This window comes from Pseudomonas nitroreducens (assembly GCF_010994165.1).
In the GTDB taxonomy this organism is placed as follows: domain Bacteria; phylum Pseudomonadota; class Gammaproteobacteria; order Pseudomonadales; family Pseudomonadaceae; genus Pseudomonas; species Pseudomonas nitroreducens.
The window spans coordinates 1480291-1492319 of record NZ_WMBX01000001.1; the positions used below are offsets into that span (position 1 = coordinate 1480291).

9 protein-coding genes are annotated in these 12029 nt (G+C 65.5%); 2 read left to right on the top strand and 7 right to left on the bottom strand.

Translation table 11 applies throughout. The features are described from left to right. Positions 1-2: 2 nt before the first annotated feature. Positions 3-1586 carry an MFS transporter gene (locus GJV37_RS07085; RefSeq protein WP_170858442.1) on the bottom strand — a complete coding sequence of 528 codons (1584 nt, stop codon included), beginning with the start codon at positions 1584-1586 and terminating at the stop codon, positions 3-5. Between the two features lie 163 nt (positions 1587-1749). Continuing rightward, entirely contained in the window at positions 1750-2673 is a 924-nt protein-coding gene (locus tag GJV37_RS07090) for a LysR family transcriptional regulator (protein WP_037017040.1), read from the bottom strand. A gap of 164 nt (positions 2674-2837) precedes the next feature. Between GJV37_RS07090 and GJV37_RS07095 the strand changes: the two genes are divergently transcribed. Beyond that, the gene (locus GJV37_RS07095; RefSeq protein ID WP_024763904.1) at positions 2838-3260 is read left to right on the top strand and encodes a universal stress protein; all 423 of its coding nucleotides are present in this window, start codon (positions 2838-2840) and stop codon (positions 3258-3260) included. Positions 3261-3454: 194 nt separating this feature from the next. Here the strand turns inward: GJV37_RS07095 and guaD are convergent, their stop codons facing one another. The 5 genes from guaD to GJV37_RS07120 all read right to left on the bottom strand — a co-directional run bounded on the left by guaD (position 3455) and on the right by GJV37_RS07120 (position 11164). Then, positions 3455-4759 carry a guanine deaminase gene (gene guaD, locus GJV37_RS07100; protein WP_170858443.1) on the bottom strand — a complete coding sequence of 435 codons (1305 nt, stop codon included), beginning with the start codon at positions 4757-4759 and terminating at the stop codon, positions 3455-3457. A 59-nt stretch (positions 4760-4818) separates the two neighbouring features. After that, positions 4819-5670: a xanthine dehydrogenase accessory protein XdhC gene (gene xdhC / locus GJV37_RS07105; RefSeq protein WP_170858444.1), complete on the bottom strand. Its 852-nt coding sequence runs from the start codon at positions 5668-5670 to the stop codon at positions 4819-4821. 192 nt (positions 5671-5862) lie between these two features. Next, positions 5863-8253: a xanthine dehydrogenase molybdopterin binding subunit gene (gene xdhB / locus GJV37_RS07110; RefSeq protein WP_170858445.1), complete on the bottom strand. Its 2391-nt coding sequence runs from the start codon at positions 8251-8253 to the stop codon at positions 5863-5865. Beyond that, positions 8246-9709: a xanthine dehydrogenase small subunit gene (gene xdhA / locus GJV37_RS07115; protein ID WP_193452255.1), complete on the bottom strand. Its 1464-nt coding sequence runs from the start codon at positions 9707-9709 to the stop codon at positions 8246-8248. Before xdhA ends, xdhB begins: the two co-directional genes overlap by 8 nt. A gap of 318 nt (positions 9710-10027) precedes the next feature. Further along, positions 10028-11164 carry an alkane 1-monooxygenase gene (locus GJV37_RS07120; RefSeq protein WP_170858447.1) on the bottom strand — a complete coding sequence of 379 codons (1137 nt, stop codon included), beginning with the start codon at positions 11162-11164 and terminating at the stop codon, positions 10028-10030. 183 nt (positions 11165-11347) lie between these two features. Between GJV37_RS07120 and GJV37_RS07125 the strand changes: the two genes are divergently transcribed. Next, complete coding sequence (locus GJV37_RS07125; protein ID WP_024763910.1) at positions 11348-12007, top strand: GntR family transcriptional regulator; 660 nt, start codon at positions 11348-11350, stop codon at positions 12005-12007. The last annotated feature ends 22 nt before the right edge of the window (positions 12008-12029 follow it).

A 12029-nucleotide genomic window follows, 5' to 3' on the forward strand; every position in this document is an offset into this window, starting at 1 on the left:
TTTCAATGAGCAGGAACGACGGGGCGCGGCGGGTAGACCCGCAGCGGCATCAGGGGAATCAGGACGAGCAGGGCGGCGGCCAGCCAGGACATCGCCAGCAGGGTGTCGGACGCGGCGAGCACGCCGGCCTGACCGCGCACCTGCCCGGCCAGCCGGCTGACGTTCTCGGCGCCGCCCAGTTGTTCAAGGCGCAGGTCGAGGGCTTGCGAGGCGTTGCCCAGGTGGTCGACCAGGCGGTTTGAGTGGTAGTGCTCGCGCCAGGTCATGAGGAACGAGACGATGGCGCTGCCCAGCACTGCGGAGAAGCCGCGCACGCTGTTGAACCAGGCCGAGGCGAACGGCCCTTCGATGGGCGCGACGACGCTGGTGGCGGACATCAGCAGCGGCACCACGGCCATCGGCTGGCCGATGATCTGCAGCGCCAGCAGGGCGTAGAAGTTCTCCCGCGTCCACTCGCTGGTCAGCTGGCTCATGCCGAAGGCCGAGAGCCCGCACAGGCTGATGCCGATGGCCAGCACCCAGCGGCAATCCACGCGTGGGATATTGCACAGCGCGGCCACCAGCGGCAGGGAGATCAGCTGCGGCAGCGCCACCAGCAGCGCCATTGGCGCCGATTGCAGCGGGCGATAACCGTGGGCCGAGGCCAGGTACGACGCCGGCACGCCGGAGCACGCGCCGAGCACCACCAGCACGCCGGCGAGGGTGATCAGCGAGTGGGTGAAGTTGCGCCGCTTGAGGATGTCCAGGCGGAAGAACGGCAGCGGATGCGTCCACTCGTTGACGAAGAACGCCGCCAGCAGCCCGGCGCCGCCGATCACCAGCAGGGTGATCAGGTCCGACTCGAACCAGTCCAGGCGCTCGCCCTGCAAGAGGCCGATCACCAGCATGAGGATGCCCGGCAAGCCAAGTGAAAGGCCCAGGTAGTCGAACTGACGCAAGCGTTCCAGGCGCAGCGGGTCCTGCGGGATGCCCCAGGCGACGGCAGCGAGCGCCACGGCGCAGAGTGGAATGACCTGCCAGAACACCCAGTGCCAGCCGACGAATTCGGTCCACAGCGCCGCCAGGGGCATGCCGAGATTGGGCGCGAAGGTGGCGGTCAGCGCATAGGCACCCAGGCCGTAAAGCTTGATACCCGGCGGCAGGAAGCGCAGCGCCACGGTCATCAGCATTGGCGGCATGCAGCCGCCGGCGAAGCCTTGCAGCAGGCGCAACAGGTAGAGCGTCTCGACGTTCGGCGCAAAGGGGCAGAGCAGTGCCAGCAGGGCAAAGGCGGCGATGGCGCCGAGGGTGAAGCGGCGCAGCGAGACGGTGACCGAGAACCAGGGCGCAAAGGCCATGGCGGCGACCTGCGCCGCCGAATACAGGGCGAGCAGCCAGGTGCCTTCGTCATGGCCGATGGACAGTGCGCCGCGCACGTCGGTCATGGCGAGGTCCGTGACCTTCTCGTTGAGCCCGGCGCTGAGGGAGGCGATCAGCACGCCGAGCATGCCGACCGCGATGCGCAGGCCGAACGGCTGGGCAGCAGCTGGCGTGGCGGGCTTGGCCGGTTGCGGATGGGCAGCGGAAATCGGGGCGAGCGCGGTCATGGCCGGCCTCCACGGGGGTGGCCGATGCCGCCGCCGGCAGGCGGTTCGGTGCAAGGCATAGGAATCAACTCGGGTATTTGCGACCGAGTCTAGGGAAGGTCGATAGCTGTGGAAATTGAAATGATTGCAGCTAATCAGTGCGTTTAGCGCACTTGTCGCGCAATCAGCTCAGCAGGCCGGAGCTCTCGCGCAATTCGATGCACACACGCTTCACCGTCTGCCGCAGCCAGCTGTGTGCGGGGTCGTTGTCGAAGCGCGGGTGCCAGGCTTGGAGGATCACCACGGATTTGAGCGGCAGCGGGATGTCGAACTGGCGCAGGGCGAAGCCCAGGCGGTCCAGGCGCCACAGCGAATGCTCGGCGATGGGCAGTACCAGGTCGGATTCCAGCAGGGCGAAGATCGAGGAGTGGAAAGTCGGCGCGGTCAGGCGGATCTCGCGGCGCAGCCCGAGGTTCGCCAGTTCTTCGTCTATCGGCCCGATGGCTCGGCCGCGGCGGGACACGCTGATCTGAGGAAAGGAAGCGAAGCGTTCCGGGGTGATCTCGTCGTCGAATATCGGGTGGTCGCGCCGCGCCAGGCCGACGAAGTTGGTGGTGAACAGCGTCTGCGTGCGGATTTCCGGCTCCAGCGTCGAGGTGGCGCCGATATAGAGGTCGATGCGGTTCTGCCGCAGGGCTTCGTCATCGAAGTCCGCTTCCGGGGCAATGCGCAGGCTGCAGCGAGGCGCTTCTTCCTTCATCACCGCCAGCATGCGCGAGGCAAAGCCGCCCACCAGCACGTTGTTGGAGCGCAGCACGAAGCAGCGCTCCAACTGGTCCATGCGCAGGTTTTCCTTGGCGTTGAACAGGCGCATGGCGTGTTCCACCAGGTCGCTGACTTCCTCGCGCAACTGCAGTGCGCGAGGCGTCGGCACCAGGTTGCGCCCGGCACGAACCATGATCGGGTCGCCCACCGCTTCGCGGATGCGCGACAGGGTGCGGCTCATCGCCGGCGGGCTGAGGTGCATGCGCCGCGCGGCGCCGACCACGCTGCCTTCTTCGAGCAGGATGTTGAGGGCGACCAGCAGGTTGAGATCGGGCAGGGCCATGGTGACTCCGAAGGATGGGCGCGTTGCTATTCATGTTCCATTGCGACGGGCTTGATGGGCAAGCGTGCGTTTGACGCAATGGTTAATTACGTTTTGCGTGCCTTTACGGTGCGCGCCCTGGCCCGAAGAATGGCGGCGGATTTCGTTTCATGAAGGAGAAAGGCATGTTCAAGCGGATTCTTCTGGCCATCGACGGCGCGGCGCAGTCGCCGCGGATCATTGCCAGCGCCGCCGAGCTGGCGCGGTGCAGTGATGCGGTGGTGCATGTGGTATGCGCCGTGGACCGCGCTTTCGCCATGCCGCGCCAGGATGCGCTGGAGTACCCGCCGGCGGAGCAGGAGCAGCACGAGGCCCAGGCGCTGGTGGATGATGCCGTGGTGCAGTTGCAGCCGTGCGTGGCGACGGGAGCGGTGGTGGCCGGTGATCCGGCGCGGGCGATCCTGCGCGAGGCGGAGCGGCTGGAGTGCGACCTGATTGTGATCGGCCATCGTCACCTGGGGCGCATCGAGCGCTTGCTCGATCCATCGGTGGGGCAGCGGGTGATCGAGCGGGCGCCGTGTCCGGTGCTAGTCGAGGTGCGGGAGTAGCGTACCTGTTGGCTCTGAGCCGTGCGAACCCGCCCAACGCAGCGCTCGACAGGCCAAGCGCGGATAGAGTCCGCTCCTGCGCTGGCCGGGGAGAGCGGCACCCCTGTGGGAGAGGGGTGTGCGAAACAGAAAGAAAAGCGGCCCCGGCGCCGGGTTGGTCCTGAGCGAGGACCCGGCGCCGAAGCCGTAAGGGGTCAACCGCGGCGATGCACGTTGCGGCCGTGCGCGAAGGTTTCCTTCACGGTACGGTCGTCGCCGAGGATGACCAGTGCGAAGAGTTTCTCCTCCAGGGTTTTCGCCTGCTGCAGGCGGTAGTCCAGCAGCGGGGTGGCCTTGTAGTCGAGGACCACGAAGTCGGCCTCGTTGCCCTGGGCGAAGCTGCCGACCTTGTCTTCCAGTTCCAGCGCGCGGGCGCCGCCGAGGGTGGCCAGGTACAGCGACTTGAACGGGTCGAGCTTGATGCCCTGCAGCTGCATGACCTTGTAGGCCTCGTTCAGCGATTGCAGCTGGGAGAAGCTGGTGCCGGCGCCGACGTCGGTGCCCAGGCCGACTTTCACCTTGTGCTTCTCCAGCTTCGCCAGGTCGAACAGGCCGCTGCCCAGGAACAGGTTGGAGGTCGGGCAGAAGGCCACGGCCGAGCCGGTTTCCGCCAAGCGCTGGCATTCGCCGTCGCACAGGTGCACGCCGTGGGCGAATACCGAGCGCGGGCCGAGCAGGCCGTGGTGGTCATAGACGTCCAGGTAGCCCTTGCGCTCCGGGAACAGCTCCTTGACCCACTCGATTTCCTTGAGGTTTTCCGACAGGTGCGTGTGCAGGTACACGCCCGGGAATTCCTTGAGCAGTCGGCCGGCGGCGTCGAGCTGTTCCGGGGTGCTGGTGGGGGCGAAGCGCGGGGTCACGGCGTAGAGCAGGCGGCCCTTGCCATGCCAGCGCTCGATCAGCGCCTTGCTCTCGGTGTAGCTGCTTTCGGCGGTATCGGTCAGGTAGTCCGGGGCATTGCGGTCCATCATCACCTTGCCGGCGATCAGACGCAGGTCGAGCTTTTCCGCAGCGCCGAACAGCGCGTCCACCGACTGCGGGTGCACGGTGCCGAACACCAGCGCGGTGGTGGTGCCGGCGCGCAGCAGTTCCTTGAGGAAGATGCCGGCGACGTCGGCGGCGTGGGCCGGGTCGGCGAACTGCTTCTCGGTGGGGAAGGTGTAGGTGTTCAGCCAGTCCAGCAGTTGCTCGCCGTAGGAGGCGATCATGCCGGTCTGCGGGTAGTGGATGTGGGTGTCGATGAAGCCGGGGGTGATCAGCGCATCGCGGTACTCGACCACTTCCACGCCGCCCAGTTGCGGCAGTAGTTCGGCGGCGTGGCCGAGGCGGGCGACCTTGCCGTCTTCCACCAGCAGGATGCCGTCCTCGAAATACTGATAGGACTGCTCCACGCCGACTTCGGCCGGGTCGGCGACGCTGTGCAGGATACTGGCGCGGTAGGCTTTGGCTTGAGTGCTCATCGATCTCTCTTCAGTCGTGTTTCGGGGCCGGGGCGCGTGCGGGCGCCGGGGCGGAAATTTCAGGCGCCGCTTTCGGCAGTGCGTGCACGGCGGCTCGTGGGTAACAGTTTGGCCACGGTGTTCTCGCCCTGGCTGGTCTGCTGACCGAAGGTGGCGTTGTAGGTGGCGATGACTTCGCCGGCGATGGACACGGCGATCTCAATCGGCAGCTTGCCCTTCACCTCGCCGATACCCATGGGGCAGCGCATGCGCTGCACGGTGTCGGCGGCGAAACCGCGGTCGCGCAGCCGATGTTCGAACTTGGCGCGCTTGGTGTCCGAGCCGATCAGGCCGAAGTAGGTGAAGTCGTTGCGCTCGAGGATCTTCGCGGTCAGCTCCAGGTCCAGGGCGTGGTTGTGGGTCATGACGATGAAGTAGCTGCCGGCAGGCATTTCGTCGATCTCGTCGATCACATCCTCGTTGATCACACGGGTCACACCCTCGGGGATATGGCCGGGGAATTCGGCCTCTCGCGAGTCGATCCAGCGCACCTTGCACGGCAGGCTGGCAAGCAGCGGTACCAGGGCGCGGCCGACATGGCCGGCGCCGAACACGGCGATGTGCGCCTGGGGCTGGCCCATGGGTTCGAACAGCAGCACGGTGGCGCCGCCGCAGCACTGGCCGAGGCTGGCGCCGAGGCTGAAGCGTTCCAGCTTCGGCTCGCGCTCACGGGCCAGCAGCATCTCGCGGGCGATGGCCATGGCCTTGAATTCGAGGCGGCCGCCGCCGATGGTGTCGTAGATCTTGTCGGCGCTGACGACCATCTTCGAGCCGGCGTTGCGCGGGGTCGAGCCGCGTTCTTCGATGATGGTCACCAGCACGCTGGCTTCGGCGCGCTGTTGCAGGTCGGCGAGGGCACTGATCCAGTTCATCGTATCGAACCTCGGAGGTGGCTTTTCTGTAGGAGCGAGCTTGCTCGCGAACGGGTTTCCCGGCAGCTCTGTGGCTTGGCGGTTCGCGCGCAAGCTCGCTCCTACAATTTGGAGTTAGGGTGGGGCGCCGCTGGCAGGGCGGAGGACGGAAGTGGGGACGTCTCTCCCTGCCAGCGGTGCCCCATGGTCACATCACGCCGGCTCGACCTGAGCCGGTGCTTTCTCGGCCTGGGCCAGCTTCAGCTTGCGCATCTGCTCCACGCCCCAGAGCACGCGCTCGGGGGTGGCCGGGGCGTCGATCTGCGGCTGGGCGCGGTAGTCCGCCAGGCTCGCCACGGCGTCCTTGATCGCGCAGAACACCGAGATGCCCAGCATGAACGGCGGCTCGCCGACAGCCTTGGAGTGGAACACCGTCTGCTCCGGGTTCTTGCGGTTCTCCACCAGCTTCACCCGCAGGTCGATGGGCATGTCGGCGATGGCCGGAATCTTGTAGCTGGCCGGGCCGTTGGTCATCAGCTTGCCCTTGGCGTTCCAGACCAGTTCTTCCATGGTCAGCCAGCCCATGCCCTGGACGAAGCCGCCTTCCACCTGGCCGATGTCGATGGCCGGGTTCAGCGAGGCGCCGACGTCGTGGAGGATGTCGCTGCGCAGCATCTTGTACTCGCCGGTGAGGGTGTCGACGATCACTTCCGAGCAGGACACCCCATAGGCGAAGTAGTAGAACGGCCGGCCGCGCGCCTGGCTGCGGTCGTAGTAGATCTTCGGCGTGCGGTAGAAGCCGGTGGAGGAGAGCGATACCTGGCCGAAGTAGGCCTGCTGTACCAGTTCCTCGAAGGGCAGGATCAGGTCGCGCACGCGCACCTGGTTATTGCGGAACTCGACGTCATCCTCGGTGACCTTCCAGTGCCTGGCGGCGAATTCCACCAGGCGCTGCTTGAGGGTTTCGGCGGCGTTCTGCGCGGCCTTGCCGTTCAGGTCGGCACCGGAGGACGCGGCGGTGGGCGAGGTGTTGGGGACCTTGTCGGTGTTGGTCGCGGTGATCTGCACGCGGTCGATGTCGACCTGGAAGACCTCGGCGACCACCTGGGCAACCTTGGTGTTCAGGCCCTGGCCCATCTCGGTTCCGCCGTGGTTCAGGTGGATGCTGCCATCGGTGTAGATGTGGATCAGCGCGCCGGCCTGGTTGAGGAAGGTGGCAGTGAAGCTGATGCCGAATTTCACCGGGGTCAGCGACAGGCCTTTCTTCAGTACCGGGCTGCTGGCGTTGAAGGCGCGGATCTCGGCGCGGCGCTTGGCGTACTCGGCGCTGGCTTCCAGTTCCTCGGTCATCTCCTGCAGCAGGTTGTGTTCCACCTGCTGGTAGTAGTGGGTGACGTTGCGCTCGTCCTTGCCATAGTAGTTGCGCTTGCGCACGTCCAGCGGGTCCTTGCCCAGATGGCGCGCGACGGCGTCCATGATCTCCTCGATGGCGACCATGCCCTGCGGGCCGCCGAAGCCGCGGTAGGCGGTGTTCGACGCGGTGTTGGTCTTGCAGCGGTGACCGTTCACGGTGGCGTTGCCGAGGAAGTAGGCGTTGTCCGAGTGGAACATCGCGCGGTCGACGATGGAGCCGGAGAGGTCCGGCGAGTAGCCGCAGTTGCCGGCCAGCTCGATGTTGATGCCGTGCAGCAGGCCGTCGTCCTCGAAGCCCACGTCGTACTCGACATAGAACGGGTGGCGCTTGCCGGTCATCTGCATGTCTTCGACGCGCGGCAGGCGCATCTTCGTCGGGCGGCCGGTCAGGCGCGCGATCACGGCGCACAGGCAGGCCGGAGCGGCCGCCTGGGTTTCCTTGCCGCCGAAGCCGCCACCCATGCGGCGCATGTCGATGACCACCTTGTTGAAGGAGATGCCCAGCACTTCGGCCACCAGCTTCTGCACTTCGGTGGGGTTCTGCGTGGAGGTGTAGACGATCACGCCGCCGTCTTCGGTGGGCATCACCGAGGAAATCTGCGTCTCCAGGTAGAAGTGCTCCTGGCCGCCGATGTGCAGGGTGCCCTGGATGCGGTTCGGCGCGGTGGCGAGCTTGGCCTCGGAGTCGCCGATCTTGTGCTGGTGGCTGTCGAGCACGAAGTGCTTCTTGCGCAGCGCTTCGACCACGTCGAGCACCGGTTCCAGGTCCTCGTACTCGATGATCGCGGCCATGGCCGCCTTGCGCGCGGTTTCCAGGCTGTCGGCGGCGACGGCGATGACCATCTGGCCGACGTACTCGACCTTGCCGTCCGCCAGCAGCGGGTCGCCGGCGACCACCGGGCCGATGTCCAGCTGGCCGGGCACGTCATCCTTGGTGATGGCGATGGCGACGCCGGGGAACTGGTAGCAGGGGCTGACGTCCAGTTTGGTGATGCGCGCGTGGGCGCGGTCGCTCATGCGGGCGTAGACGTGCAGCTGGTTGGGGAATTCCAGTCGGTCATCGATGTACTGCGCTTCGCCGCTGACGTGCTTGGGCGCGCTTTCGTGCTTGACGCTGCGGCCGACGCCGGTGGTGAGGTCGGCGCGGAACAGCGCGGTGAGTTCTTCCTGGCTTTTTTGCGGCTTATGCATAGTGGGTCACCCGGGTCACGGCCTGAGGGGCTTCCAGCTCCAGGAAGCACTTGCGCAGCAGGTTCTGCGCGGTGAGCAGGCGGTATTCCTTGCTCGCACGGAAGTCGGTGAGCGGCGCGAAATCTTCGCTCAGAGCCTGGGCGGCGCGTTCGAAGGTGGCGCTGTTGAAAGTCTGGCCGAGCAGCGCAGCCTCGCAGGCCTTGGCGCGCTTCGGAATCGCGGCCATGCCGCCGAAACCGGTGCGTACGGCGGTGATCCTGCAGTTCTCGACGGTGACGCTGAAGGCAGCGCACACGGCGGAAATATCGTCGTCCAGGCGCTTGGAGACCTTGTAGGCACGGAACGCCTGGTTGGCCTGCGGACGGGGGATGATCACCTGTTCGATGAACTCGCCTTCCTGGCGCGCGGTGACCTTGTAGTCGATGAAGTATTCGTCGATCGGCAGTTCGCGGCGTTCGACGCCCTTGCGCAGCACCAGGCGCGCGCCGAGGGCGATCAGCAGCGGCGGCGAGTCGCCGATGGGGGATGCGTTGCCGATGTTGCCGCCCAGGGTGCCCTGGTTGCGGATCTGCAGCGAGGCGAAGCGGTGCAGCAACTCGCCGAAGTCCGGGTAGTCGCGGGAAAGCGCTTCATAGCAGTCGGTCAGCGGAGTCGCCGCGCCGATCTCGATACGGTCGTCGAAGACTTCGACGCGCTTCATTTCCTCGACATGGCCGACGTAGATCATCACCGGCAGTTCGCGGTGGAACTGGGTGACTTCCAGGGCCAGGTCGGTGCCGCCGGCCAGCAGCCGTGCTTGCGGGTTGGCGGTGTAGAGGTCGGCCAGGTCGGCGATGGTCAGCGGCAGCAGGCAGCGCTTGTCGCCGCTGTTGAGCTCGGCGGTTTCGTTGGGCGCGATAGCCTTGAGCTGGGCGATGATTTCCGGCTGGGCGACGTCGAACTGGTCGGGCTGCTTCTGGCAGCAGGACTGCTCGGCGGTATCAAGGATCGGGCGGTAGCCGGTGCAGCGGCACAGGTTGCCGGCCAGCGCTTCATGGGCTTCGGCCTTGCGCTCGTCGGCGGTTTCGCCCGCGCTGTTCTTCTGCAGGGCGAACAGCGACATGACGAAGCCGGGGGTGCAGAAGCCGCACTGCGAGCCGTGGCAGTCGACCATGGCCTGCTGTACGCCGTGCAGTTCGCCGCGGTGCTTGAGGTCGTCGACGCTGATCAGCTGCTTGCCGTGCAGCGAGGAAACGAAGGTGAGACAGGAGTTGAGGGTGCGGTAGCGGATGCGCTCGGCACCTTCTTCACCGACCAGCTCGCCGACCACCACGGTGCAGGCGCCGCAGTCACCGGAGGCGCAACCCTCCTTGGTGCCGGTCTTGCCCAGGGTCTGGCGCAGGTAGTTGAGCACGGTGAGATTGGGATCGAGGCGGTCTTCGACGCGCAGCTCGCGATTGAGCAGGAACCTGATCAAGGCTTGCCTCCAGGCTGGTTCTTGTTTTTGGTAGGGCACTGGATGGCGAATTTATGGAAAGCTGACTTTTGAGTCAATAAAATTTCTGTCCGAATAGTCAGAAAGTTTTTCCGGCATGACAAGTGGTAGGGAGAGAGTGGCTTCTCGCAGTGGCGAGCTTGCTCGCGAACCGCCGTTGCAGACACGTGCGCCGTGCCGATCGACTGGCTTTCAAGGGGCGAAGAGCTTCGCGAGCAAGCTCGCTCCTACAAGGTCAGCGGAAAGAAAAAAGGCGGCAAGCCGGGGTAGGGCTTGCCGCCAAGGCGTGGAACTCGTCGATCAGGCTTGCTGGGTAGCGCTCAGCTGATATTCCTCACCGGCGTAATAGGCGCGCACCCGGCGGTCCATCACCGCGCGCCAGAGCGGCGGGAACAGCGCCAGGACGATCATCCCGGCATAGCCATTGGGCAATTGCGGGCTCTCGTCGAAGTGCCGCAGGACCTGATAGCGGCGCTTGGCGTTGGCGTGGTGGTCGGAATGGCGCTGCAGGTGGAAGAGGAACAGGTTGGTCAGCAGGAAGTTGCTGTTCCAGGAGTGCTCGTGGGTGGTTCGCTCGTAGCGCCCGGTTTCGAGGCGGCGCCGGTGCAGCCCGTAGTGCTCGACGTAGTTGACGATCTCCAGCAGGGTGAAGGCCATCACCGACTGGCCGATGAAGTAGACCGCGCCGATCCAGCCGAAGGCAACCGTGAAACCGACCAGGAACAGCGCGCTGATGACGTACCACCAGATCAGCTCGTTGCGCCAGTGCAGCGCCGGCAGGCCCTTGCGTTTGAGGCGCTCCTTCTCGAGCTTCCAGGCATTCAGGAAGTTGTGCTTGTAGGCGTGAGGCAGGAAGGCGTAGAGGCTCTGGCCGTAGCGCGAGGACGAGGCGTCCTCCGGCGTTGAGACGTGCACATGGTGCCCGCGTACGTGCTCGACCTTGAAGCCCGCGTAGCACACCGCCGCCAGCAGCAGGCCGCCGGCGTTCTGTTCCAGCTCCGGGTCCTTGTGGATCAGTTCGTGGGAGACGGTGATGCCGATGGCGCCCATCACCGTGCCCACCGAAAGAATCCAGCCCAGTTGCCCGACCCAGTTCCAGGCGTCATAAGTGGCCAGCACCCAGCCGCCGTACACCAGCATGCCCAGCAGCAGCGGCACCGTCAGCAGGCTGAGGAAGCGGTAATAGCCCTCGCGCTCCATGGGTGGGACTTCCTCGATCTCATCCGGGTTGGCCGGATCGCGGCCGACCACGAAGTCCAGCAGCGGGATCACCCCGAACACCACGGTGATCACCAGCCAGGCCCAGGCATTGGGATACTCGCTGCCGTAGGACCACCAGTAGCTGACGGGGATACCGAACACCGGCACCAGCCAGATCCAGTAGCCGGCTTTCTTGAGACGCAACATCCAGGCAGGGGAAAGGAAAAAGGCGAACATGGACGACTCCCGATACGTCTCTTGTGTAGGATTGTCTGACAATCCTGCGCCTGATTCCCCTGTCAGACGCACCAACCTTTGTTCTGTCATCCCCCCAGGGCAGGGGATGGCGCGGTAACACCCTGTGTTACACTACGCGTCCGCATTACCCCTCGAAAAGCGCTCCGATTCTTAAGGACAACCATGACGTTCAAGGCCCCGGACAGCCTGGCTGAGCAGATCGCGCATCACCTTGCCGAGCGCATCATCCGGGGCGAACTCAAGGAGCGCGAGCGCATCCAGGAACAGAAGGTCACCCAGACCCTCAATGTCAGCCGTGGCTCGGTGCGCGAGGCGCTGCTGATCCTCGAGCGCCGCCACCTGGTGGTAATCCTGCCGCGCCGCGGCGCCCAGGTGTCCGAGCTGTCTCCCGCCCACGTCGAAAGCCTCTACTCGCTGGTCATCGAGCTGTACATCATGCTCGCCAGCAGCGTGGCCCGGACCTGGCGGGAAGAGGCCGACCTGGCACCCTTCATGGCGATCCAGCAGCGCCTGCTGGACAACCTCGAGCGCGGCGACATCAACGCCTTCGTCGAATCCAGCTTCGACATCATGCGCGCTGCCTTCCCGTTCGCTGGCAACCCCTACCTGCAGGAAACCGTGGAAAATCTCCTGCCGGCCATCAGCCGCACTTATCATCTGGCCCTGGAACGCCGCAAAGGCGAGATGAGTCAGTTCATCGGCAGCTTCGAAGACCTGCTGCGCGCGGTGGTCGGGCGCGACGAAGCCGGCATCCGCGCGGTGCTGCTCGACTACGGTCGGCACAACAGCCAACTGGTCCTGGCCGCTCTGGCTGAACGATAAGCTCGCTACTAGAAGAACAAGG

What these genes read in the sequence shown, in the direction of transcription:
- GJV37_RS07095 (WP_024763904.1), top strand. Translation starts at nt 2,838, where the DNA reads ATGTTCAAGCGGATTCTTCTGGCCATCGACGGCGCGGCGCAGTCGCCG.
- xdhC (WP_170858444.1), bottom strand. Translation starts at nt 5,670, where the DNA reads ATGAACTGGATCAGTGCCCTCGCCGACCTGCAACAGCGCGCCGAAGCC.
- guaD (WP_170858443.1), bottom strand. Translation starts at nt 4,759, where the DNA reads ATGAGCACTCAAGCCAAAGCCTACCGCGCCAGTATCCTGCACAGCGTC.
- GJV37_RS07120 (WP_170858447.1), bottom strand. Translation starts at nt 11,164, where the DNA reads ATGTTCGCCTTTTTCCTTTCCCCTGCCTGGATGTTGCGTCTCAAGAAA.
- xdhB (WP_170858445.1), bottom strand. Translation starts at nt 8,253, where the DNA reads ATGCATAAGCCGCAAAAAAGCCAGGAAGAACTCACCGCGCTGTTCCGC.
- GJV37_RS07085 (WP_170858442.1), bottom strand. Translation starts at nt 1,586, where the DNA reads ATGACCGCGCTCGCCCCGATTTCCGCTGCCCATCCGCAACCGGCCAAG.
- GJV37_RS07090 (WP_037017040.1), bottom strand. Translation starts at nt 2,673, where the DNA reads ATGGCCCTGCCCGATCTCAACCTGCTGGTCGCCCTCAACATCCTGCTC.
- GJV37_RS07125 (WP_024763910.1), top strand. Translation starts at nt 11,348, where the DNA reads ATGACGTTCAAGGCCCCGGACAGCCTGGCTGAGCAGATCGCGCATCAC.